Below are 25,932 nucleotides of genomic sequence, written 5' to 3'. Positions count from 1 at the left end.
AGTTGACTAACCATCGCTATTAATGAAAAAAATAACCCTCACTCTGGTTGCAATATCTATATTGTTAGCCTGTTCTAATGATGTTGACGAAACAATAGCTAAACAAAATTATCTTCTTAATCAGTTATCGGAAAAAGATACTGGTATCGATTTTTCTAATATAGTACCAGAAGACGCACAACACAGTATTATTAACTATATCTATTATTATAATGGAGGTGGTGTTGCTGCAGGTGATATTAACAATGATGGACTTTCAGATTTATATTTTGTATCAAACACTGGCGACAATAAATTATACATTAATAAAGGCAATTTAAAATTTGAAGACGTTTCTAAAAATGCTAATATTTCTGGTAGTGCTAGTTGGAATACAGGTGCAACTATGGTAGATATTAACAATGATGGCTTACTAGATATATATGTTTGTGCAGTTTCGGGACTATTAGATTTTAAAGGTCATAACGAACTCTTTATAAACAATGGTGATGGTACATTTACAGAAAAGGCTAAAGATTATGGTTTAGATTTTAAGGGGTATTCTACACAAGCCTATTTTTTCGATTATGATAAAGACGATGATTTAGATGTTTATATTGTTAATCACGCTGTACATACAACACTATCTCATGGAAAAGCTGAATTACGACATAAACGTGCAGAATTAGTTGGAGACGTTTTACTGAATAATAATAACGGAAAATTCTCTGATGTTAGTGACGCGGCCAACATTTTTGGTGGTGTTAATGGTTATGGATTAAGTGCTTCTGTAGCGGATTTTAATAATGATGGTTGGGATGACATATATGTGTGTAATGATTTTCATGAAGACGATTATTATTATATCAATAATCAAGATGGAACCTTTACAGAAAGTTTGGCTGATGCTTTTACAACTATAAGTAGGTTCTCAATGGGAAGTGATGCGGCTGATATTAATGGCGATGGTTACCAAGATTTAATGACTTTAGATATGTTACCAAAAAGTGAGCGCATACTTAAAGAAACGGAAGGTGATGATGCAATGTTTAATATGCAAGTTCACCTAAAAAAATTGGGCTATAAAGATCAATATTCGCGCAACATGCTTCAGATCAATAATTCTGGGAATTCTTTTCAAGAGACAGCATTGTTCAATCAAGTGGCAGATACCGATTGGAGTTGGGCACCACTGTTTGCAGATTTTAATAATGATGGGCATCAAGATTTATTTATATCTAACGGTATTTTAAGACGTCCAAACGGTTTAGATTTTAAAAAATATGTGTCTAGTGCTTTTAAAGGGCGTACAGAAAAGGATGGTTTAGAATGGTTGTTTAATTCTATTAACGAAATGAATAGCGGAAAAGTCTCTAACGAAATGTTTGAAGGCAATTCTATAAAATTTAAAAATAAAACTGGTGATTGGATAGAAAATAAACCCAACCTTTCTAATGGAGCCATCTATATAGATTTAGACTTAGATGGAGATTTAGATTTGGTAACCAATAATTTTGGTGAAACTGCCGGACTATATGAAAATACTACCAATAGTACAAAAAATTATATTTCTTTAGACTTTGAGTATAAAGGTGCCAATAAAGAAGGTATTGGACTTAAAGCCATTGTTTATAATAACGACAAGCGTCAACTTAAACAATTGTTTAAGTCTAGAGGGTTTTTATCATCTTTAGATAGTAAACTACATTTTGGATTAGACGATGCGGTAACTATAGATTCTATTCAAATTATTTGGCCAAATAATGAGTTTCAAACGATTAAAAATCCTACAATTAATCAGAATTTAAAGGTTAGCTATTCCGAAGGAAACAGTGTTTATAATTATAGTAAAATAGATTCTAAGTCAACTTTCAAAAAAGAAAATTTTATTGATTTTACGCACAAAGAAGATAATTACAACGATTTTAGTGAAGAAAAATTAATACCATATAAAATTTCAACGTTTGGTCCAGCTCTTGCAAAAGCAGACATTGATGGTAATGGATTTGAAGATGTTTTTATAGGAAACTCGTCCGGTCAACCTGCGCATTTGTTTTTAAATAGTGGAAGTGGTTTTTCTGAAATGAATATTACAGAAATTACCAATGACGCAACTTTTGAAGATAACGATGCCGAATTTTTTGACGCAGATAATGATGGCGATTTAGATCTATATATAGCATCAGGCATTAATGAACGTAAGATTGATAAATTTCAGGAAGATCGTTTGTACATAAACGAAAATGGAAAATTTGTTCGGTCTAAGCTACGTATTCCTATAAACTGGTTGGTTACAACGACAGTAGAGGCCTATGATTATGATAAGGATGGGGATATAGATTTATTTGTTGGTAATCTTGCAGATGCCAAAGATTTTGGTAAAACTGTAAAATCAAACATCTTAGTAAATGATGGAAAAGGTAATTTTTCAATAGATACTAATTTTGAACTATTTTCTAAAGTAACGTCAGCCAAATGGGAAGACGTAAATGGAGACAACGTTAAAGATTTAATAGTGTCTACAGAATGGGACGAACCAAAAATTTACATCAATAAAAAAGGAGTTTTAGAAGTAATGGATTTGCCAGACAATTTAAATGGTCTATGGCAAACTGTTTCAACTTTTGATATTGACAATGATGGCGACCAAGACATTTTACTTGGTAATTGGGGACTGAACACCAAATTTAACCTCAATTTTGATGGGCCATTAGTAATGTACTATTCTGATTTTGATGAAAATGGTAAAAATGAAACACTAATCGCCTATAATAAAAACGGAAAGTATTATCCCTTAAATTCTAAAGATGAGCTTGCTGCACAAATGAATGTGATTAGTAAAATTTATGTAGATCATAAAAGCTTTGCTGGTAAAACTATAGAAGAAGCTATTACTAAAGGGTCAATTGCTAAAGCTCAAAAATTTGAAGTTCACACACTGGCTTCAGGCTATTTAAGAAATGATAATGGCAGTTTTAGTGAGTTTGTTAAATTTGAAGATGCATTTCAGTTGGCTCCAATCACTACATTTTCTGAGTTAGAAGTTAATGATGAAGCTCAATTAATGGTTGGTGGTAATTCTTATAAAGTCAATACCTATCATGGCTCGTATTCTGCTCTAAAAGGGCTTTTGGTAAAAGACACGTCAAATTATCAGCCTGTTTCAAACTTAGGTATAGACCCTTTCAACCAGCAAATAAAACAAATTGAAACCTTAAAAATGAAGGATAAGAATTTGGTTATAATACTATCTAATAATGATGAATTAAAACTTTATTCTTTTCAGAATTAAATGATGAAGCACACCTCTTCAATACTATCGGTAATTATTTTCTTAATCTGTTTTTCGTGTAAAAAGGAAGAATTGCCTATCAATATCACCACAGAGGATTATCATAATTCAGTAGATAAATTAACTGAAGTAATGATACACGATATCTTTTCACCTCCAGTTGCAAGTAGAATTTATGCGTATCCTAATATTGCGGCATACGAAACATTAAACCAAAATAATGCGAGCTATAAGTCTTTGGGAAATCAACTCAATGGACTAACAAAATTAAAATCTGAAAAAGCAGATGCTTCTACTAATCTAAAATTGGCATCTTTAATAGCTTACATTGATGTAGCCAAAGAATTAGTGTTTTCTAAAGAGCGTATTACAGCATACAGAGATAGTTTATATAGTAATTGGAAAACGCTAAACCACGAAGATTTCAATAAGGCTAAAGACTTTGGTTTAGAGATATCTGAGCAAATTATCGCATGGATGAACGCAGATAATTATGCGGAAACACGCACTATGCCAGATTATAACATTTATACCGATGATCCATCGCGTTGGGAACCAACTCCACCAGCTTATATGAAAGGTATAGAACCAAGCTGGAATAAGTTAAGACCTTTTGTGTTAGATTCTGCCGCTCAATTTAAGCCAATAACACATCCAAAATTTTCTTTAGAAAAGGGTACAGCGTTTCATAATGAGTTAATGGAAGTCTTTAATATCAATAATGCTATTAGAGCCAAAGGAGATGATAGTGAAGAAATTGCTATGGCTCGTTTTTGGGATTGTAATCCCTTTGTTTCGGTAAACAAAGGACACTTTATGTTTGCTAAGAAAAAAATTACACCAGGAGCGCATTGGATAGGTATTTGTAAAATTGCTTGTAAACAAACTAATTCAGATTTTGAAAAAACAGTCTATGCTTATACCAAAACCTCATTAGCTGTTGCGGATGCTTTTATAAGCTGTTGGGACGAAAAATATAGAAGTAATTTAATTAGACCCGAAACTCTAATTAATAAGTATATAGATTTAGAATGGGCGCCAATTCTGCAAACTCCACCATTTCCAGAATATACGAGTGGTCACTCTGTGGTTTCAGGCGCTTCGTCCGAAGTGTTAACCGAAATTTTTGGTGATAATTTTGCATTTGATGATACTACAGAACTTCCATTTGGCTTACCTATGCGAAGCTTTAAATCATTTAGGTTAGCTGCTAAAGAGGCTGCGCTAAGTCGTCTTTATGGAGGTATCCATTATAGAGCAGCAATTGAGGTTGGCCTAGATCAAGGTATTGCATTAGGGACATTAGTAAATGCTAAAATCTCTTTTTTAAAATAAGATTTTAGTACTGCCCAGTTCCTAAGAGTACTAAGGTACAGGCTTCTTCAAACCCAATATTATTTTGTTGTAAAAGATGATAAAATTCGGGATTCTCTGTTCCTGGATTAAATATAACACGCTTAGGCTGTAAACCTATAATATAATCGTAATACGCTTTTTGTCGTAATGGATTTAAGTATAATGTTACTGTGTCAATGTCATCATACGGTAATAATTCTGTATCTATAGTTACATTATTAATCTTTCCTGCTCTTAATCCAAAAGCTTTTACCTCATGATTGTAATTTAATAATCTATTAATAGCAATGTTTGAGTAGCGTTCTGGTTTTAAAGAAGCTCCTAAGACTAATGTTTTTTTACTCATAATGTTAAAAAGATGTTAAGTAATGTTAAATACGGTAACATAATACAAAAGTAGTCGTCTACACAATAAGAAACTATCAAAATCAATCAAAAATCAAAGCACTAGTGTAATAATACTGGTGTAAAATCAATCAAAAAATGAAGCATTTCTTTTTAATGCTTATCATGGTCTCATCAGCCATTTTAAGCGCACAACCCAATTCCAATTCAGATATAAAAAACGGTTCTATTTCAGGACGCGTTATGGATGCAGAGCTCAATGAGCCTTTACCTTATGTTAATGTTATTATTAAGGATATGGTAGACAAAATCATTACAGGTAGTATTACCAACGATGATGGTACTTTTAATATTGATAAAATCCCAGAAGGTGATGTAAAAGTTGAAATTAAATTTATCGGCTACAAAACTATTTTAAAACAGGTGAATATTGGAAAAAACAGCTACAAAATAAATGTGGGTGATATTATGCTCAAGGAGAGTGCCGAGTCTTTAGATGAAGTTACTATTGTGGCAGAGACTTCGACTATTCAACAAAAAATAGACCGAAAAGTTATTAATGTTGGTAAGGATTTAACGACTTCTGGGCCAACAGCCTCAGATATAATGAATAACATTCCATCTGTTAATGTAGATCAACAAACTGGCGCCATTGCATTAAGAGGAAACCAGAATGTACAAGTAATGGTTGATGGAAAATTATCAAATATTCCTGCAGCACAATTACTAAAACAAATTCCTTCAACATCTATAAAGAGTATTGAATTAATTACCAATCCTTCAGCAAAATATAATCCTGAAGGAATGAGTGGTATTATTAATATTATACTTCATAAAAACGTTAATATTGGCTTTAATGGAAATTTAAATTTTGGACTTGGTTACCAACTAGAACCTAAGTTTAATAGTTCTATTGATATGAACTATAGAAATGGAAAACTTAACTTTTACGGAAGTTATGGTAATAATATTTCTAATAATAGAAATACAGGTTTGTTAACCCAAACAGAGTCTGATGTATCTCAAACATTCAATTTTTTAGATGAGCGTAATTCGCATTTATTTAAAATAGGAGTTGATTATTACATCAATGATAAGCATACGCTTTCGTTTTTTACAAATCAAAATGTGTTTGATGGTGGTACTTTAGGGAGAACCGAAACTTTCTTTGAAAATGATCCGTCTAATGATTTAAGTCAAACATTTGATAATGTAAACGAAAACAATAGTCAACAATATAATGCTAACTATAAATTTAATTTTGATGACGAAGGCCATAATATTGAATTAGAAGTAGATCATAATATTTTTGATAACGACTTAGAAACTTTAAACCGTTTTACAGGTTCTGGATCGCGTCCAAGTTTTGATGAATTAACAAATACAGAGCGTAACAGAACAACAATAAACTTAGATTATACCAATCCATTATCGGAAACCGCAAAACTAGAAGTAGGATTACAGGCACGTTTGTTTGATAATAATATTGACTATAATTCTGATGCAAGAGTGAGAAACGAATTTGGTGATTACATACCAACGCAAACACTTTTTGATTACGAGAGAAACATTTATTCTGCATATGCTACATACGGTAAGCAATTAGAAAAATGGTCTTATAAAGTGGGATTAAGAGCAGAGTCTGTACAAGTTGATGCCTTAGCTATAGATACAGATTTAACAGACAATACAACTACAGATTTTCCATTTGAAAATGATTATTTTCAAGTGTATCCATCTGCGTTTGTAACTTATAATCCTTCAGAAAAAAACTCATACCAATTTAGTTATAGTAGACGAGTAGATAGACCAGGAGTTGGACAAGTAAATCCTATACCAGAGTTTAATACACCGTTAATTTCTCAATTTGGTAACCCAAAATTAGAACCACAATTTACAAACTCACTTGAGGTAAACTATACAAGAAACCTAGAAAAAGGGAGTATTACTGGTGGAGTATTCTATAGATTAATTGAAGACGAAATTAACCAAGGTGTATTTGTGGATCGTTCAGACTTAGGATCTGGTCGTGTGATTTTAACTAACGATAATTTTGATAATACCTCGGCTTATGGTATAGAATTATCTAGTAATTACAGACCAACAAAATGGTGGAGTTTAAATGCTAGTTTCGATTTATATTCTCGAAGACAGACTGGTTTTGCTGAGTCGTTAGACCCAACAATAGTTAATCCTACAGAAGGTGATATTGAAGTAAGTAATGTTGAGGTTAATAATGTGATATACAATTTTAGAGTATTCAATAACTTTAGAGTAACAAAGAGTTTATCCTTATCTGCTTTTGCAATGTATAGAGGACCAGATACAGGATTAAATTTTGAAATGGACCCAATGTATTTTGTAAACTTAGGAATGCGTTATAGCTTCTTAGAAGACAACAGAGCTACGTTTAGCTTAAACTTTAATAACGTATTTGATACACAAGAAATATCTATTGTAAGTGAAAGACCTTTTAGACAAACAGTGAATTTTCAACCAGAATTTAAAACCATTTTTGCAGGTTTATCATACCGATTTGGTGGAGGAAAATACAGAGCAAAATCGCGTAAGCAACGTGATGATGACGAAAAACAAGGAGGAGGATTTATGTAGAAATAAATTAAGCTAAAGTGTCACAAAACCATTTTTGGACGGTCTTTAGCATACAGAGTAAAAGTACATTTAATAGCCTACATAAATAGTTGATGGTTAGTGTTAATGTTTAGCTATTAAATAAGAAAACCCGAGACGTTAGTTTCGGGTTTTTGTTAAATACACGTTAAATATGTAAAGCTTTGAAATAAAAAGGAAGTTTTTACGTCTATAGTAATGAGATAAGTTTTAAGTAATAGTAATTATAAATGAATTTTTATAATAGTATTAGTTAAGTAGGTTAATAGTTGAGAAAGCCCAAACGATTTTATTGTTTGGGCTTTTTTTTAATTAACAAATGTTACTAAAGAGTTTATATATGCTGTACTTGCGCTCTATGTTATAGTTTTATTTGAGCTAATCCTAATAACTATGAATAATCTAATAGTTTGGTTATCTTATTTTCTGTAAAGAACTTATTTAGCGATTACTATTTTTTTTGTTATTCTTAAATTATCTTTTTTAAAGTCAATTAAATATATCCCAGAATTTAAATTTCTAACATCAAGTTTATCATTAATTAGTACTTGATTTTCTATAACCAGTTGACCATTAATGTCGTAAACTTTAATATCATTAACTGTTTCAGGTTGACTGAAATTTATAAAATCAGATGTAGGATTTGGAAAAACTTGAATTACTTCATTATTTGTTACATCACTTAGACTTAAAGAATTTGTGTCAAATTTCCATAACTGATTGTTTTTAGAATAATATAAGTCATTATTATATATAATTTTTTGGCCAAAATAATCTTCATATAAATCATCCAAAGCAGTATAAGGGGTTAAACTCATAGAAGTTTCATTGAATACCCATCCTTTTTTTTCTGGAAACGTATCTTTAGGTGAACTCATAAAAAAAAGATTGTCATTTAATCTATCTAATGATAGTGCAGAAAAATTTCCCAGAAAATATGGCGGCTCTTGCGGACTTTCATCAATTTGAATAATTTCGGATAATGTAAAGTTATTGGTATTTAAATAATAAAGAGAAGTTCCATTATTTGTGTTTATTGATGTGAAAATTAAATTATTTCCTGATTTATTTAAATAAGCAGGATAAAAATATGCATTACCTGTAACAGAGTAAATTTCCGAAGTCCCGCTTGAAGTACCATCTGATTCATAAATAGCTAGTTTTTTTAGGCCTAATGAGTAAAACAAAAAATAAATTTTGCCATTTAATTCTATTGTATCTCCAAAATCAACTAAATTATTTTGAGCATTCCAAACAGATGCCACTTGACTAGTATTAGCAATAGTTCCATCCGTTTTATACAAATAATATCGAGTAATAAAATATAAATTATTATTGTAGACAATGTAATGGCTAAGGTCTGATGTACTCCCAGTAGAGCCATTACCATCAATTTCTCCTGTTAATGCAAACGTCCCGCTAGAAGTGCCATCACTTCTCCATACTTTAGAATTATTAGTTGAGGGTACTTGAATAGTAAAAATAAAAGTATTATTAATACTTCCTTGAAATGTAGGTACATTCCAAATTGCAATATTGTCTTTAACTAATGTAGTACCCGATTGCGTACCATCAGATTTCCATATTTGTAAGTTATTATTACTAGTTTTTATTGTAAAATAAATAAGATTACCAACAGTTGTTAATCCGAATAATCTTCCAGTATATGATGTTACTAAGGATGAATTGGTTCCTGAACCGTCAGTTTTCCAAATTTCACCTCCAGAATAATCATAATTATCATTTGCATTAAAATACAATTCATTGTTCAGAATTGCAGAGAAGAATGTCACCAATCCATTAGATTCGCCAGGAGCTATATCAATTATTAAATTAGTGTTATTTGAAGTTCCATCGCTAGACCATAATTCTCTTCCATAATTATCAGTATTCGCTGAAAAGAAAATTTCACCATTAAACTCTTGTAGAGAACTAGGTCCAGAACTTGAGACATTATTGAATGTGAAATTAGAAATCTGTATTTGGGCACATAAATTTATTGTGAAAAGTAAATTTATTAATAAAGTAATTTTTTTCATAGATAAGATTTTTAATGAACATTTAGTGAAAATTATTTAATAGCTTAATTATTAATGAAATCGAATTTAGCAGAAAAATATTACAAAATCAAGTTTTGCAAAAATTTTTTGCATTTTATTATTATGTAAAGTATATTTGTCATATAGTAAAAATAATTTTACTTAATATAAAATATATTTGTCAATTATGAATACGGAAAAAATGATAAACTGCGAGCGTAAACGGTTAGAGAAAATAACAAGGTTTAGATTGCCACATAGGTTTATGATGGTAGGAGTTGTTATTGGTGCTCTATCTATTGTAATGATGTTTGTCCGTGCTTTTGCAATGGATGGTGATACTGAGTGGTTAAAACTGCTGTTACAAAAAACACTACTTATAGGTATGTTACTTATGTCTGTCGCTAGAGATAAAGAAGAAGATGAGTTAACTATAAAATTAAAAATGCAGTCTTATGCATGGGCTTTTGTAGTTGGTGTTGTATATACTCTGGTAATGCCTTATGTAGAGTTTGGTGTATCTAATGTTGTGCATTCTGGTGGTGAAGTATATAAGGATTTGGGTGATTTTCAAACGCTTCTTTTTATGCTGATGGTTCAATTGATGTCTTACCACACCTTAAAGCGATACAGATAATGGAAAACACAATAAAAGTAGAGCGTGCTATTTTGAGTTTAACACAAGATGATTTAGCAAAAAAAATTGGTGTCTCTCGCCAAACCATCAACTCTATTGAGGCTAATCGTTATGTGCCATCAACAGTTTTAGCACTAAAGCTATCTCAAGTGTTTAGCAAACCAGTTAATGAATTTTTTAAATTGAGTGCTGATGATTAGCTTAGTAATACTATTGGTTCAGGTTATTTTAATAGGCTTATAAGGTCTTTCATGCCTTCAGTCGCAGATTTTGCTATAACATTCACCTTACCATTATTAGAAATAGCAGGTTTAGGATCTATATAATAAATAGGTGTATCTGGTTGTACATAATCCATTAAACTAGCAGCAGGATAAACTTGCATACTCGTACCAATTATAACAAGAATATCTGCTGCGTAACAAATTTTAACAGCTGTCTCAATCATAGGTACATCTTCACCAAACCAAACAATATGAGGTCTTAATTGGTAGCCTTTATCACAAGTATCACCCAAATTAAGATCTTCTGTCCAAACTCTAATATCTTTTGGGTTTCCGGTGCTTCTTATTTTTTGTAATTCTCCATGCAGGTGAACAACATCAGTGCTGCCAGCTCGTTCGTGTAAATTATCTACGTTTTGGGTAATTATAGTAACTTTAAAATCCTTTTCTAACTCAGCTAAATCATTGTGAGCTTGGTTGGGTTGTACCTCTTTAAGTTGTCGTCGTCTTTGATTATAAAAGTCTAAAACCAATTCTGGGTTGCGAGCAAAACCTTGTGGAGAAGCAACTTCCATAACATCGTGTCCTTCCCAAAGTCCATCTGCATCTCTAAAAGTTTTAATACCACTTTCGGCACTCATGCCAGCGCCTGTTAATACAACGATGTGTTTCATGTTTAAGACATTATGAATTTCGTTTCCATTCTTGGTAAACCTTAGAATTTACAAAAGCCTCAAGAGCATTATGGCCCTCTATATCTTTTTCTTCTATAAATTCTAATAGCGCCTCTTTATCATAGCCTTGTTCTAGTAGGTTTTTTACTATACTTAACGTATCTTCAAATCGATTTTGATAATTGAGACTCACCATATGTCCTACATAACCTTCTAAAAGATCTGGGTAATTAACGGTCATATATTCAAAGTTTTTTTCTGCATTTTTAAATTCTTCTTTTAACAAATAGATATTCCCTTTTATAAGGTTAAGAAAATCATCATTGGTCTCAAATATAAGTTTGTCAACATTTACAAGTGCTAAATTGTATTTACCTTTCAGTAAATAATAGTCTACTAGTTTTAGATATAATGTAGGATCTTTTGGGTATAATTCGGCAAATTCAGCTAATACCTCTTCATACAATTTGTCGTTAAATGAGCTTGCATAACTGGCTCTTAAAATTAGAGTAAATTTTTCCTTACCAAAAGCTCCTTTAATTTCAGAAATTTTTTCGTAAGCTCCTTTGTAATCTCCTTTTTCTGCTAACTTTTTAGCTTCTACCAACGTATATAAGTCTTCACCCGAATTAAATCCAAATACCTTAGATAAAATTTTATTTGAAGGTTTTGATAATAGAAATAATCTTTGAAATGTTAGTGAAATTTCTTCACCAGTAAGGTAAACATATATATCATTAAATTTAATGTCTTCACCATCAGAACAGACTTTATAATCGTGGTAATTAACACCAGACGCTTCAGAGAACATTCTAAAAGTAAAATAATAGGTCATGTCTTCAATACTATAATGGTAGTTGATTAAATTATAGTATTCACCAGCATCAATAGAATTAACTATTTTTTGAGATAAGGTTTTACCTGTGTCTTCTATCCCTTTCATAAAACCAATTGTATATTGGTCTTCCATGTCAATATCTTGATTATCCGTAATATTGTTTATAAATGATTTAACATGAAACTTTTCATTAAAACCTTTTGTTTCTAGTTCATGAAAAGAATTTTCAATGTACTCAGCCATTTCTATTACTTTGGCGTCGTTTTCTTTGGTTTCCTTTAGAGGTTTACATAAACATATTTTATCTTTTTCTTGCCCATAGCTTATTTGATGAGATAAAAAAGCTAAAAGGATAAAAATGATGATAGACTTAAATTTCATAATTTTACTTTTGAGCATTAAATATAAGGTTTTATGCAAAACTCAAAACTTTTAGAATATTTAGAAACTTATCTTACAGATAATAGAAGAGAACGTTTTAATAATGTTTTAAAGAAACGTACTAAACATTTTACAGTTGCTACAGAAGATGTGTATCAATTACACAATACTAGTGCAGTTATGCGATCTTGTGATGTGTTTGGTATACAAGAAGTAAATATTGTTGAAGAAGTTAATTCTAAAAGTATTGATAGAGAAATAGCGATGGGAGCTCAAAAATGGGTAGATCTAAATCGCTACAACACTACCAAATCTTGTATTGCAGACTTAAAAGCTAAAGGTTATCAAATTGTTGCAACAACACCACATGCCGAAGATTGCGATTTAATAGATTTTGATATTACTAATAAATCGTGTTTTTTCTTTGGTAGAGAAACTGAAGGACTTTCGCAACAGGTTTTGGACCATGCAGATTGTTTTCTAAAAATTCCTATGGTTGGTTTTACTGAGAGTTTAAATATATCGGTATCTGCTGCAATTATACTTCAGCATGTAACTGCTCAACTTCGAAAATCTACAATTAATTGGCAACTTTCTGAAGATGAAATTTTAGAAAAACGGTTTGATTGGATTAAAAAAACAATTAAAAACTATGAGGCTATAGTCGAACATTATCAGACGAATGGGTAATATTTTGTAACTTTAAGTTACTAACTTATAAACTAAGCACTATGAAATGTGATGTTTATCTTTCCTTTGACGGTAATTGTGAAGAAGCAATAACTTTTTATAAAGATGTTTTTGATGGTGAAATTTTAATGACAATGCGTTATAAAGATGGACCTCCAGAATTCTGCAAACCCAAAATTGAAAATAAAATAATGCATACAACAATGGCATTTGGCAAGGGTTGTGAGCTTAAAGCTTCAGACGATTTTAATAAGCCATTGGTTAAAGGGAATAATTTTCATGTAAGTATCGCTGCAGATGATGAGGAACAGGGAAGTGCCATATATTATGGCTTATTAGAAGGTGGAAAAGCAACAATGCCTTTTAAAGAGGTATTTTGGGGAGGTAAATTTGGTAGTGTAATAGATAAATTTGGTATTCATTGGATGGTAAGTGCATCTAATACTAATTCTTAATAATAATTTAGATTATGGTAGTTTGGTTCGAAATTCCAGTAAACGACATGCAACGTGCTAAGAAGTTCTATGAAACTGTTTTTGATATTAAAATTAAAGATGTAGAATTTGGTGGATTAAAAATGGGGTGGTTTCCTAACAATAATGGATCTTATGGTACCACCGGAACACTAATAAAACAGCATTCTTATATACCAAGTAAAGAAGGAACTCTTATTTATTTTATGTCGAAAGATATTACTACAGAACTCAATAGAGTAGAGGAAGCCGGAGGAAAAATTGGCTTGGAAAAAACTATAATATCAGAAGATAATGGTTTTATGGGAGTATTTATAGATTCTGAAGGGAATAGAATTGCCTTGCATTCTGATGCATAGAGTATTAAGCTTTATCTTTTTTCTTACCGCTTTTTCTCTCTTTACTTCTTTGTATTACTTTGTATTCTTCATAGCACTCGCTAATAGCATCCAATATTTGAAGATCATTAGCCGTATTTATAAAATCCTTTGAGTAGTTACATTGGTTAACAATTTCATCTAAATCGAACTTATTTACTTGTAGTAACACCAATAACATTTCTCTGTCAAATCGTTGTGCTAGTTGATTTCTAATTTCGTCATCCTCCTTCATCTTTTTAAGCTTATGCATCTCATTTGGCTTTTTACCAAACATATTATACAAGAAATCTGCAGGATTAAAAATAGCACCAAGTATTTTAGTGGCTATATTAGTTTTACCACCTTCATAAGATCTGCCAGGTAAGCCAGATATACGGTATTGATTATTGGTCTGAATAGGAATTTGCTTCATATCTACCTCTAAGTAGCCCGTTAATTGCAATTGGTTAACGGTAACTTCTTCTAAAGCTAAAGCCATTTCGGTCATTGCAATTTCCGTATTACCAAATTTTAGCCAATCATTTGTTACTCTAACTTTTAAGGATTTGTAACCTAGATACGATAAATGTAGTGTGTCATTCGCTTTTGCAGTAATTTCAAACGCTCCGTTTTCATCAGTTGCAACACCTTTTACTTGGTTAAGATTTACAATATTTACATCGCTCAAAGGCTCATCAGTAGAAGAGCTTATGATGGTTCCTTTTACCTTAGTTGGTAGTACTGTTGCAGTACTGTCTTGGCTATAGCTATTAACTGTAGTGAGACTTAAAAATAGAATAAGTAGATATCGCATGTAATTGAATAACATTGTAAAGGTAATAAACTAAACGCATTTTAACATATGCCTACTTCAGATTTGATAAAAAATTAACAAGTATAGCCCATAAAAAAGCCTCAATTAAGAGGCTTTTAACATTATTTAATCGCGTCTGCGAGATCGTCTTGGTCTATCAGATCCAGAGCTACTAGACTCTGGTCGTCTATCTCCTCTAGAATCATTATATTTTTTATCGCCTCTGTCGTTAGAGCGTCTTTCACTTTTGTTATCATCCGATCGTCTGCTGCTGCGTCTTTCAGTTCTGTTTCCAGAATCAGAAGATCTTCTTTCACCTCTTGGTTTACTATCGCGTCTGCGACCTCCACCTCCAGAACGTCTATCATCTCTTCCACGGCCGCGACCTCTGTCTCGTCTTCCGCCACCACTACGTCCTTTATTTTCGCTGACTTCTACATTAACAAAGCGACCTTCGTGTTTAAAATCTGTAAAAAAGGCTAATACCTTTTCTTGTAACTCTTTTTCTGTGTTAAAAAATGAAAAACTTTCTTTTACATCTACTTTAAAGACATCATCGCGTCCCAATTCTAATTGCTCTTTTAAGAAATCTTTCAATTTCATCCAATCAAAACCATCTTTACGACCAACATTTATAAAATAGCGTGTATCGTTAGATGATTTTCCGTAATCACGTCCACCTTCTCTATCAGACCCTCTCGATTCTGAAACGGTTAAGTCTTTAGATTTTTGATAATAATTAAAGAAACGGTTAAATTCTGCTGAGAAGAATTTCTTTATTAAGGTTTCTTTATCGGTATCTGCAAATAGTTCGTTGATACTTTCTAGGTGCTTATCAATTTCGTGATTAGTTTCTGTTTCATGAACTTTATTGGCCAAAGACATTAATTGCACTTCTACGATTTCCATTCCAGATGGAATTTCTTTCTTTTCAAACTGCTTTTTTATAATGCGCTCAATACTTTTTATTTTTCGAGTTTCACTTTTAGAAACAATCACCATAGAAACACCAGTTTTACCAGCACGTCCTGTACGACCAGATCTGTGCGTATAGGTTTCTATTTCGTCTGGCAGTTGGTAATTAATTACGTGTGTAATATCATCGACATCAATACCACGAGCTGCTACATCTGTGGCAACCAACATTTGTATTTGTCTGTTTCTAAAAGATTTCATCACAATATCACGTTGATTCTGACTTAAATCTCCATGTAATGCTCCTGCAGAGTAACCATCTTCAATTAAGTTTTCGGCTACTTTTTGCGTATCACGTTTTGTTCTACAGAAAATCACAGAAAATATATCTGGATTAGCATCTGCTAAACGTTTTAATGCTTGGTAACGATCTCTTGCGTTTACTAAATAGTATTCGTGCGATACATTACTTGTACTTTCATTTTTATTACCTACTGTAATTTCAGTAGGATCGTACATAAATTTCTTTGCAATAGTAGCCACCTCTTTTGGCATCGTTGCAGAGAATAACCATGTGCTTTTATCGTCTGGTGTATGCGATAAAATATCTGTAATGTCTTCATAGAAGCCCATGTTTAACATTTCATCAGCTTCGTCTAAAACGCTGTATTGTATTTTAGAAATATCAACCATGTTACGGCTAATCATATCTTTCATACGACCAGGAGTTGCCACAATAATTTGTGCTCCACGTTTTACAGATCTTGCTTGGTCAGAGATACTTGCTCCACCATATATAGCAGTAACGTTTAAACCTTTACAATATTTACCGTAAAGTTTAAGCTCGTTGGCTATTTGTAAACAAAGCTCGCGCGTTGGCGATAAGATAAGACCTTGTGTGGTTCTGCTATCAATATCTATTTTTTGCAACATCGGAAATCCGAAAGCAGCAGTTTTACCTGTACCAGTTTGTGCCAAAGCCACTAAGTCTTTGTCTTCTTCTAATAAAAGTGGGATTGCTTTTGCTTGTACTTCAGATGGTTTTTCAAAACCTAAATCCGTAATAGCATGTAAAAGGTCTTCATTAAGACCGAGTTCTTGGAATGTGCTCATTCTTGAGTTTATGTATTCGATTATATGCTTTTGGTGTTACAAAAGAAGCGAATCGACATACTAAACACTTAAACTTCTAGGTAACACATCCTCACCCTGAGGAGTTCCTCAACATAGCCTTAGCGACGTTGAGATTTATGCTCTACATCACTAAAGTTTTGTAGAACGCGTGCAAAGGTACGGTATTTAATTGGATAATCAATTTTTGGTTGGGTTTAGTGTTGTTTGTGGTTAGTTGCGTGGTTGAGCAATTAATTTAGCAAACAAAAACGAACGCAAGAAAAATCCGAAGGAATTTCAAAATAAGTAACGACCAAAGCAATTAATTATAAACGGCTAAAGTTTACAATTCATTAAAATTAATTCTTTTTATTAATTTAGTCAAATGAAATACCTTGAACCAATTTTAGTTTTTGTAGTGGCTGTATTGTCACTTATAATCTCTCTCAACAAGTGGAGTAAACTCACTAATACACATAGATTAATTGTAGTATCTATAATAGCTTTTCTATTAATAATTGCTATAGTCCAAATAACAAATATTGCTACTGATAAGGTAGAAAAAGATAAAGAGAATGAGAAACAATCTTTGGTAGAAAAGATTAATGCCAAGTTTGGGGATTTAAATTTTGATGGTGAGCCAGTAAAACAAATGAGGATAGGAAAGAGAGAGGATGGCGCAACCCTAGATCTTGTCGACGGTGTATTAAGTCTTTCTTCGTTTGGCCAATTATTTCCATCATCATCTGGTCAATTATTAAAATTAGCTATTAAAGATAATAGATTGTTGGTATATACAATAATTAGAGATGGTAACGGTGACGTTGTAGCTGTTATAGATGGGGATACTTGGACTGTTTTTGATGATGGTTATGAGTATAATGATGATAATGGGAAAGCATTTGAATTGGTAACTAAAGGTGATAGAAGAGTTTTCTTTCAAATTGAGTACAAAAATAATTTAGTTGAAATTTCCGGTTTTTTACTTAATGCAGATGGTGAAGGGCTTCACATATATGATACAGGAATAGGTGATTATGGGGCTGCTATGAATCCTGTAGTAAAAAGCAATTATGAGAATCGTTTAAAAGAATACGAAATACCTAGGATCTTTAAATATCCTAGAGGAAAGTATTTTGGTGTAAGGCAATAATTTTTTCTATTATTTGGTAAGGTGAATATTGTTTCTAAATAATAGAAAATAGATTATTCCTAAGTACATTTCTATTACTTCCTTACAGTTGTTAATTCCATTTGAGGAAGCGACACACTTTCTGATTGTCAATCAAGCGTAACAGTTGCGAATTGATTGTAATTCTGATTTTATTATATTAATAAAAAAACTGTATATAAATGAAAATTGCACTTGCTCAGAAGTCTCTAATGAAATTATTAAAAGAGCTGAAACAGATTGTCTAAAACTTAAAAAACGTATTGATTGGTTTTTCAGCCTGTGCCTAACTTTGTGATAAGTCTATCCCAATACTTCGACTACGCTCAGTAACAGACTTATATTAAACGTTACTGAAACAAGTTCAGCACAAGTAAGCTAAGTTAGATGAAAATTTTTAAATAGTCAATAGAATAAAGGATTGTGTTTATGCCTTTAAATGGCTTTAAATCATAACATTTCAACAAAGCATAAACAAATAGAGAATAAGTAATTAAATTTTGTAAATTTGCCTGCGTTTAACAGCGCAACATGACCACAAACCCTAAGTATATTTTTGTAACAGGCGGAGTGTCTTCTTCTTTAGGAAAAGGCATTATAGCCGCATCTTTGGCTAAACTCTTACAAGCACAAGGTTACAGAACAACCATTCAAAAATTAGATCCTTACATTAATATAGATCCTGGTACCTTAAATCCGTATGAGCATGGCGAATGTTATGTTACAGATGATGGAGCAGAAACCGATTTAGATTTAGGACACTACGAACGTTTTTTAAACGTACCAACATCACAAGCTAATAATGTAACTACAGGTAGAATATACCAAAGTGTTATCGATAAAGAACGACGTGGTGAGTTTTTAGGTAAAACGGTACAGGTAATTCCGCATATTACTGATGAGATTAAAGAACGAATTCAGATTTTAGGTAATTCAGGAGATTACGATATTGTAATTACCGAAATTGGTGGAACTGTCGGTGATATTGAGTCCTTGCCTTACGTAGAAGCTGTGCGTCAATTACAATGGGATTTAGGCGATAACAATGCTTTGGTTATTCATTTAACGTTAGTACCTTATTTATCTGCTGCTGGTGAATTAAAAACCAAGCCAACTCAGCACAGTGTAAAAACTTTAATGGAAAGTGGAGTACATGCAGACATTTTAGTGTGTAGAACTGAGCATGAGTTAAGTGATGGTTTAAAAGCAAAATTGGCACGTTTTTGTAATGTAAAGAAAGATGCTGTTATTCAGTCTATTGATGCCTCAACGATTTACGATGTGCCTAACTTAATGTTAGACGAAGGTTTAGATAAAGTAGTGTTAGATAAATTGAATTTAAAAAGTGATGTTCCAGATTTGCGTCGTTGGAATGAATTTTTAAAGCGTCATAAAAATCCAAAAAGTACAGTTACTATTGGTTTAATCGGTAAGTATGTAGAGCTTCAAGATTCATATAAATCTATATTAGAGGCTTTTATACATGCTGGCGCAGAAAACGAAGTTAAGGTTAATGTAGAATCAATTCATTCAGAATATTTGAATGAAGACAATATAGAATTTAAACTAAGTCATCTCGATGGTGTTTTAGTGGCACCAGGTTTTGGTGAGCGTGGTATTGAAGGAAAAATTGAAGCCGTACGTTATGTGCGCGAAAACAATATTCCGTTTTTAGGTATTTGTTTAGGGATGCAAATGGCAGTTATAGAATATGCTAGAAATGTGCTTAACCTTAAAAATGCTAATTCTATAGAAATGGACGAGAGTACAGAAGATCCTGTAATTAATCTAATGGAATCGCAAAAAAATGTTGTGAATAAAGGAGGAACCATGCGATTAGGTGCTTGGGATTGTAAAATTAGTGAAGATAGTATTGCATATAAAGTTTATGGCGAGGTAGATATAAAAGAGCGTCATAGACATCGTTTTGAATTTAACAACGCTTATAAAGCACAAATTGAATCGGCTGGTATGAAAGCTACAGGTCTAAACCCTGAAACGGGTTTGGTAGAAATTATAGAAATACCGAGCCATAATTGGTTTGTCGGTGTGCAGTATCATCCAGAATATAAAAGTACAGTTTCAAATCCGCATCCACTTTTTGTGGCATTTGTGAGTGCAGCTTTAAAATTTAATAAGAAGAAAAAGTAAAATAGTATGCCACTTTGGCGTAAAATTAAATTTGGATAACTATTTGAGTTGTTCAATCTAAACAAATCAACCTTTTAATTTATTATTCTGAATTTGTTTTAGAAATTAGGTTAAGCGTTTAAAAACTAAACTAAATAAGATTACCGCTGAAGTTTTTCTTGAGCGCAGTCGAAAGACAACTAATATATGGAAGAAAAGAAATTTGACATTAACTCAATAATAGGGTTTGTCCTCATTTTTGGAATTTTGATATTTATGATGTATCAAAATAGTCCAACACCAGAAGAAATTGAAGCGCAGAAGAAAGCAGAACAAGAACAGGTAGAGGCCGAGAAAAAAGAAAGTAAACAAAATGAAGCTGTAGTAACAACTTCTGAAGATTACAGCAATGTAAAAGCTTTAGATTCTACACAGCAGGCTGCATTACAGAGTAAAGTAGGCTCTTTTGCAAATGCATTAACGCTTCCAGGTGAAGATATAACAACGGTTGAAACGGATGTTTTTGAATTAAAGTTTAAAAGACAAGGTGGTCACTTAGCTGAGGTTAAATTAAAGAACTTTGTAGATTACGATTCAGTACCTATTTATTTAGTAAAAGACAACAATAGTGCGTTTAATATTACTTTTGGCACTTCAGATAATAGAACTTTAAATACTCAAGATTTCCCATTTCAGCCTAGTGTTTCTAAAAGTGGAGATAATACAGTAGTTTCTATGAAACTTAAGGTTTCTGAATCTGAATATTTGGAATATCGTTACGAGTTAAAACCAAATGATTACATGATTGATTTTTCAATTAAATCACAAGGTTTAAGCGGTGTTTTTAATACATCGCAACCAATTATTTTAGATTGGAAACAAAAACAGATTCGCCATGCTAAAAGTATTAGTTACGAAAATCGCTATACAAGATTAACCTACAAGCACGACGAAGATAAGATAGACAAGCTAGGTCAGATGAGCGATGATAAGGAAACTGTTGAGGATGTTGAGTGGCTTTCTTATAGACAGCATTTCTTTAGTTCTATTTTAGTGTCTAACGATGGTGCACTAAAAAATGTTGAACTTACATCTAAAGATTTAGTAGAAGACGAAGAAGTAGATACCTTATTTACTAAGTTATACACATCAAAGTTTCCTTTGGTATATAATGGTGGAGAGGTTAATAAAAGTTTTGACCTTTATTATGGACCTACAGATGCTAAGACGCTAAAAACTTATGAAAAAGGATTAGAGGAAAGTATCCCTTTTGGATGGGGAATTTTTGGTTGGATTAACAAAGCACTTTTTATTCCTTTATTCGGATTCTTAAGTGGCTTCTTACCATATGGTATTGCTATTATTGTAATGACAATTTTGGTAAAGATTATGTTGTCTTTTGTACAGTATAAGCAGTTTTTATCTCAGGCTAAGATGAAAATCTTAAAGCCAGAGTTAGATGCTATTAGAGTTAAGTACAAAGACAATAAAATGAAAGCACAACAAGAAACTATGGCATTGCAAAGCAAGGCAGGTGCAAGTCCGTTGAGTGGCTGTTTACCTGGTTTAATGCAGATACCAGTGTTTTATGCCTTGTTTATGTTTTTCCCAACAGCATTTGAGTTAAGACAAAAAAGTTTCCTTTGGGCAGACGATTTAAGTTCTTATGATTCTATTGCACAATTACCATTTTCAATACCATTTTATGGAGATCATGTAAGTTTATTTCCAATATTAGCAGCTGTAGCAATTTTCTTCTATATGAAGATGACTACAGGTCAGCAAATGGCAACACAACCAACGCAAGAAGGTATGCCAGATATGGGTAAGATGATGAAGTATATGATTTATTTCTCACCACTTTTAATGTTAGTCTTCTTTAATAATTACGCCTCAGGTTTGAGTTTGTATTATTTCATTTCTAACCTTATTAGTATTGGTATTATGTTAGTGATTAAAAACTACATAATAGACGAAGAAAAAGTACTAGCTAAAATAGAAGTTAGTAAAACGAAGCCAAAGAAACAGAACAAGTTTCAGAAGAAAATGGCAGAGATGATGGAGCAAGCTGAAAAACAAAAGCAAGCGCAACAGAAAGGAAAGAGAAAATAATTTACTTTTATTATAATTAAAAAAGCCCTTTGAACATTGTTCAAAGGGCTTTTTACTAACTAATCAATCAATATAAAAATGAGGTAACCAACCTCTCCAATTATTCTCTTCTTAATCTTGTGGTAGTAATACTTTATCAATAACGTGTACAACACCATTTACAGATTGTATATCTACTAAACTTGTAACAATATTGCTCACTCGGTTATTTCCGTCAGTTAATGTAAATGCTGTGTTATCTGCAGTAATATTTCCTCCGAGTGTGCTAACAGTTCCATTAGGTAATCCAGAAGATTGTACATTACCACTTACTACGTGTGTTAATAAAACAGCATCAGTAGTAGCAGCATTTAGTTCGCCAGTACCTTCACCAAATCCAGTTAGTCCTAGTTCCGCAAGAACACCAGTTGTAGGATCTACAAAAGCATCATTTGTAGGTGCAAATACTGTAAATGGTCCAGCTGTAGCATCAGATACAGTTGCTATCCATGGAACAGTAGGTGACCCAGTATCTGCATAAGAAAGTGCAGCCACAAGAGTAGATAAGGCATCATTTGTTGTTGCAAAAGTTGCAATTGTTGGTAAATCAATAACAGCGTCTACAACATGTATTACACCATTAGTACCTATAATATCCGCTGTACTAACTGTAGACTGTCCATTAAACATTACTCCATTTGATGTATTAAAGTAAATACTTAAGTCGTTATCATTTGGACCAGTAGCAGTAGTGTAAGCATAACCTGAACCAGCCGAAACTAAATCGGTTGATAGAATCACTCCTCCTATAACGTGGTTTAAAAGAACACTAGCTAAAGCATTTCCATCTGGGTTAGTGAAATTTGTAAAAGCTTCATTTGTTGGTGCTAATACTGTAAATGGTCCTTCGCCTTGTAATGTTGTTACTAAATCTTCAGAAGTCAATGCACCTGTAAGCGATGTAAAATTACTGTTGTTTAATGCATGGTCTACTACATCTGGCAGTCCTAAAACGGCATCAATAACATGAACAACTCCGTTATCTGCATCAATGTCTGCTAAACCGCTTACAACACTAGCAGTATTATTAAAAGTAACTCCGTTTGATGTGTCGAACAATAAGCTAATGTTGTTTCCACCAGCTCCAGTAGCATTTGAACTTGTGTAACCAGAACCTAAACTAACTAAAGCAGACGAAGTTACTTCGCCAGTAATTACATGGTTCAATAATACCTGAGATAAGACATCAGTTGGAACGTCTTCTAAAGAAGCGAATCCATTTTCGCTTAAAAATGTACTAAAAGCGGCGTTCGTTGGTGCTAAAACTGTAAATGGACCTGTTCCACTTAATACCGCTGCAAGATCACCATCAGCTCTTCCTAAAGCAGCTACTAATGAACTTAAATCTGGGGTATCCATAGCCAAATCAACAATAGTATTTGTCTCATTACCTGGATCGTTAGTGTTGTCATCATCGTTACTACAAGCAGTAAAACTAATTAACATTAGAAATACTGGTAGCATTTTGATTGTTTTTGAAATAATTTTCATTTTTTTGAGTTTTTAAAATTGTTCAACATTGTCAAACTTTTATTAGTTTGTTTAACGAAATTACAAAATGATTAAACAAAAATTATTTTTATGCTTAATTTTTACAATAATTTTAACAACTGTAAGTGCCCAAAAATCAGTTAATAAGTTCGATGAAGCCGGTAAGAGACACGGTTTATGGACAAAAAACTACCATCAAACAAATCAAAAACGATACGAGGGTAATTTTGTTCATGGTAAGGAAGTAGATTCATTTAAGTTCTATACCTTATCTGAAGGGAAAAGCGTATTAAGTGCTGTAAAAGTGTTTAACTTAAAAGATAGTTTAGCCGATGTAACCTTTTATGCATCCAATAAGAAAGTGATTAGTGAAGGTAAAATGAATGGCAAACGCTTTATTGGTCAATGGACTTTTTATCATAAAAATTCTACAGCTAAAATGATTGTAGAACATTATAATGACGAAGGAAATTTAGAGGGAGATCGTTATGTGTATTATAAAAAAGGTTTAGTTGCCGAAAAGGCATCCTATAAAGATGGAAAGTTAGATGGTGAAGCAAAATGGTTTTCAGAAAATGATAAACTACTACGCTTAGCTCATTATAAAGCGGATATATTAGAAGGAAAAACCATTAACTATGATTCTGATGGAAATATTACCTCAGAAGGTAATTATACAGCAGATAAAAAAACAGGTGTTTGGAAGTATTATAAAGCAGGTAAATTATCTAAAGAAATAGACCACACCAATAACATTGTCATTAAAAAATACGAATAGTTTTTTTCTATTTATTAAATAGAATTTTGAAATGGCAATCCTAATATGATTGCCTTTTTTATTTTGTAATTTTGCCGTGGTTTTTCGAACAAATAGTTTAATTATAAAAAGAGATTCCTGCTTATGTAGGAAATAATTATGAAACGAGTCATAGTAGGACTTTCTGGTGGAGTAGATTCAAGCGTTGCAGCCTATCTTTTAAAAGAACAAGGCTACGAGGTTATTGGACTTTTTATGAAAAATTGGCACGATGACTCTGTAACCATTTCAGATGAATGCCCTTGGTTAGAAGATAGTAATGATGCTATGTTAGTGGCAGATAAATTGGGTATTCCTTTTCAAACTGTAGATCTTAGTGTGCAATACAAAGAGCGTATAGTGGACTATATGTTTAATGAATATGAAAAAGGACGTACACCAAACCCAGATGTGCTTTGTAATCGCGAAATAAAATTCGATGTCTTTATGGACATCGCTCTAGAACTTGGTGCAGATTACGTAGCCACTGGTCATTATTGTAGAAAAGCTACTTCGACTTCGGTCAGTAGCCAAGATGGCACATCTAAGGAAATACATCATTTACTGGCTGGTGTTGATAATAATAAGGATCAATCTTATTTTTTATGTCAACTATCGCAAGCCCAATTAGCAAAAGCATTATTTCCAATAGGTGAATTAACCAAACCTGAGGTTAGAGAAATAGCTAAAGCGCAAGATTTAATTACTGCCGAAAAGAAAGACTCTCAAGGGCTTTGTTTTATTGGTAAGGTAAGACTTCCAGAGTTTTTGCAGCAACAATTAAAACCAAAAGAAGGTGTTATTGTTGAGGTTGCAGATACGTTTGAAACTTATAATCAAACCATTCCAAATTTCGATTCAAAAGAAAACGAATTAGAATTCTTTTCTAAAAAACCTGAATATGCAATAGCAGACGGAAAGGTAGTTGGTAAACATCAAGGTGCGCATTATTTTACAAAAGGACAGCGTAAAGGTTTGGGTGTTGGTGGCACAGTAGAACCACTTTTTGTTATTGATACAGATGTAAAAGACAACATCATTTATACTGGTCAAGGCAAAAATCATCCAGGTTTATATCGAAATGTATTATTTGTAAATAATAACGAATTACACTGGGTCAGAGAAGACTTAGCTTTAGCTGAAGGTGAAACCATGCCTGTATTAGCAAGAATTAGATATAGACAAGCACTAGAGAAAGCAACTATACATAAAGTAGCTTCTGGTTTGTACGTAGAATTTGAAAACAAACAATCCGCAATTACAGAAGGTCAATTTGTAGCTTGGTACTTAGAAGATGAGTTAGTTGGTTCTGGTGTTATTTCTTAAACTTCGGTTCGAGTGCATCACTGGATTGATAAATCGAGAAATTTGTATCGAGAACAGTTTAATACGAATTCCTTAAATTGCAATAAAAAGCGATGTTAAGAAAAATT

The 25,932-nt window shown here is 32.4% G+C and carries 20 protein-coding genes; 13 read left to right on the top strand and 7 right to left on the bottom strand.

Annotated elements, in window-relative coordinates:
* Positions 1-22: 22 nt before the first annotated feature.
* Together H8K90_RS11595 and H8K90_RS11590 are read left to right on the top strand one after the other, a co-directional pair.
* Positions 23-3,271: a VCBS repeat-containing protein gene (locus H8K90_RS11595; protein WP_186846119.1), complete on the top strand. Its 3,249-nt coding sequence runs from the start codon at positions 23-25 to the stop codon at positions 3,269-3,271.
* A gap of 3 nt (positions 3,272-3,274) precedes the next feature.
* Entirely contained in the window at positions 3,275-4,606 is a 1,332-nt protein-coding gene (locus H8K90_RS11590) for a vanadium-dependent haloperoxidase (RefSeq protein WP_186846198.1), read from the top strand.
* Positions 4,607-4,610: 4 nt separating this feature from the next.
* Here the strand turns inward: H8K90_RS11590 and H8K90_RS11585 are convergent, their stop codons facing one another.
* Entirely contained in the window at positions 4,611-4,973 is a 363-nt protein-coding gene (locus H8K90_RS11585; RefSeq protein WP_186846118.1) for a CoA-binding protein, read from the bottom strand.
* Positions 4,974-5,110: 137 nt separating this feature from the next.
* Here H8K90_RS11585 and H8K90_RS11580 point away from each other — a divergent pair, with 137 nt between their 5' ends.
* Positions 5,111-7,585 carry an outer membrane beta-barrel family protein gene (locus H8K90_RS11580; RefSeq protein WP_186846117.1) on the top strand — a complete coding sequence of 825 codons (2,475 nt, stop codon included), beginning with the start codon at positions 5,111-5,113 and terminating at the stop codon, positions 7,583-7,585.
* Positions 7,586-8,040: 455 nt separating this feature from the next.
* On the opposite strand, the gene H8K90_RS11575 is transcribed toward H8K90_RS11580, so the two are convergent.
* Positions 8,041-9,642, bottom strand: coding sequence for a T9SS type A sorting domain-containing protein (locus H8K90_RS11575; RefSeq protein ID WP_186846116.1), 1,602 nt, complete (start codon positions 9,640-9,642; stop codon positions 8,041-8,043).
* A gap of 187 nt (positions 9,643-9,829) precedes the next feature.
* Between H8K90_RS11575 and H8K90_RS11570 the strand changes: the two genes are divergently transcribed.
* Positions 9,830-10,279, top strand: a complete 450-nt coding sequence (locus H8K90_RS11570) for a hypothetical protein (protein ID WP_186846115.1) — start codon at positions 9,830-9,832, stop codon at positions 10,277-10,279.
* Positions 10,279-10,479 (top strand): helix-turn-helix transcriptional regulator, encoded by a 201-nt coding sequence (locus H8K90_RS11565; protein ID WP_186846114.1) that lies wholly within the window; start codon positions 10,279-10,281, stop codon positions 10,477-10,479. Before H8K90_RS11570 ends, H8K90_RS11565 begins: the two co-directional genes overlap by 1 nt.
* Before the next feature lie 23 nt (positions 10,480-10,502).
* Here H8K90_RS11565 and H8K90_RS11560 read toward each other — a convergent pair whose 3' ends face one another.
* Both H8K90_RS11560 and H8K90_RS11555 read right to left on the bottom strand, forming a co-directional pair.
* Entirely contained in the window at positions 10,503-11,177 is a 675-nt protein-coding gene (locus tag H8K90_RS11560) for an SIR2 family NAD-dependent protein deacylase (RefSeq protein ID WP_186846113.1), read from the bottom strand.
* A gap of 10 nt (positions 11,178-11,187) precedes the next feature.
* Positions 11,188-12,396, bottom strand: a complete 1,209-nt coding sequence (locus H8K90_RS11555; RefSeq protein WP_186846112.1) for a hypothetical protein — start codon at positions 12,394-12,396, stop codon at positions 11,188-11,190.
* 33 nt (positions 12,397-12,429) lie between these two features.
* Between H8K90_RS11555 and H8K90_RS11550 the strand changes: the two genes are divergently transcribed.
* From H8K90_RS11550 to H8K90_RS11540, 3 genes are read left to right on the top strand one after another with little or no spacing between them, the layout of a single operon-like run.
* Positions 12,430-13,086, top strand: coding sequence for a TrmH family RNA methyltransferase (locus tag H8K90_RS11550; RefSeq protein WP_186846111.1), 657 nt, complete (start codon positions 12,430-12,432; stop codon positions 13,084-13,086).
* Positions 13,087-13,127: 41 nt separating this feature from the next.
* Entirely contained in the window at positions 13,128-13,541 is a 414-nt protein-coding gene (locus H8K90_RS11545) for a VOC family protein (RefSeq protein ID WP_186846110.1), read from the top strand.
* Positions 13,542-13,555: 14 nt separating this feature from the next.
* A complete protein-coding gene (locus tag H8K90_RS11540; protein WP_186846109.1) occupies positions 13,556-13,918 on the top strand; it encodes a VOC family protein in 363 nt (120 codons plus the stop codon).
* A gap of 4 nt (positions 13,919-13,922) precedes the next feature.
* Here H8K90_RS11540 and H8K90_RS11535 read toward each other — a convergent pair whose 3' ends face one another.
* Together H8K90_RS11535 and H8K90_RS11530 are read right to left on the bottom strand one after the other, a co-directional pair.
* Positions 13,923-14,732 (bottom strand): carboxypeptidase-like regulatory domain-containing protein, encoded by an 810-nt coding sequence (locus H8K90_RS11535; RefSeq protein WP_186846108.1) that lies wholly within the window; start codon positions 14,730-14,732, stop codon positions 13,923-13,925.
* 126 nt (positions 14,733-14,858) lie between these two features.
* Positions 14,859-16,760 carry a DEAD/DEAH box helicase gene (locus H8K90_RS11530; RefSeq protein ID WP_186846107.1) on the bottom strand — a complete coding sequence of 634 codons (1,902 nt, stop codon included), beginning with the start codon at positions 16,758-16,760 and terminating at the stop codon, positions 14,859-14,861.
* Positions 16,761-17,145: 385 nt separating this feature from the next.
* Between H8K90_RS11530 and H8K90_RS11525 the strand changes: the two genes are divergently transcribed.
* The 3 genes from H8K90_RS11525 to yidC all read left to right on the top strand — a co-directional run bounded on the left by H8K90_RS11525 (position 17,146) and on the right by yidC (position 22,173).
* Positions 17,146-17,913, top strand: coding sequence for a hypothetical protein (locus H8K90_RS11525; RefSeq protein ID WP_186846106.1), 768 nt, complete (start codon positions 17,146-17,148; stop codon positions 17,911-17,913).
* A gap of 549 nt (positions 17,914-18,462) precedes the next feature.
* Positions 18,463-20,082: a CTP synthase gene (locus H8K90_RS11520; RefSeq protein WP_186846105.1), complete on the top strand. Its 1,620-nt coding sequence runs from the start codon at positions 18,463-18,465 to the stop codon at positions 20,080-20,082.
* Between the two features lie 186 nt (positions 20,083-20,268).
* Positions 20,269-22,173, top strand: a complete 1,905-nt coding sequence (gene yidC / locus H8K90_RS11515; RefSeq protein WP_186846104.1) for a membrane protein insertase YidC — start codon at positions 20,269-20,271, stop codon at positions 22,171-22,173.
* Positions 22,174-22,284: 111 nt separating this feature from the next.
* Here the strand turns inward: yidC and H8K90_RS11510 are convergent, their stop codons facing one another.
* Positions 22,285-23,703, bottom strand: a complete 1,419-nt coding sequence (locus H8K90_RS11510) for a fasciclin domain-containing protein (protein WP_186846103.1) — start codon at positions 23,701-23,703, stop codon at positions 22,285-22,287.
* A 67-nt stretch (positions 23,704-23,770) separates the two neighbouring features.
* On the opposite strand from H8K90_RS11510, the gene H8K90_RS11505 reads away from it, so the two are divergent.
* Together H8K90_RS11505 and mnmA are read left to right on the top strand one after the other, a co-directional pair.
* Complete coding sequence (locus tag H8K90_RS11505; RefSeq protein WP_186846102.1) at positions 23,771-24,481, top strand: toxin-antitoxin system YwqK family antitoxin; 711 nt, start codon at positions 23,771-23,773, stop codon at positions 24,479-24,481.
* A gap of 138 nt (positions 24,482-24,619) precedes the next feature.
* A complete protein-coding gene (gene mnmA / locus H8K90_RS11500) occupies positions 24,620-25,825 on the top strand; it encodes a tRNA 2-thiouridine(34) synthase MnmA (protein ID WP_186846101.1) in 1,206 nt (401 codons plus the stop codon).
* Positions 25,826-25,932 lie beyond the last annotated feature (107 nt).

Source organism: Winogradskyella echinorum, assembly GCF_014297365.1.
Classification (GTDB): Bacteria; Bacteroidota; Bacteroidia; order Flavobacteriales; family Flavobacteriaceae; genus Winogradskyella; species Winogradskyella echinorum.
Note: the sequence above shows the minus strand (reverse complement) of the source record. Positions and strands in the feature narration are given on the sequence as shown.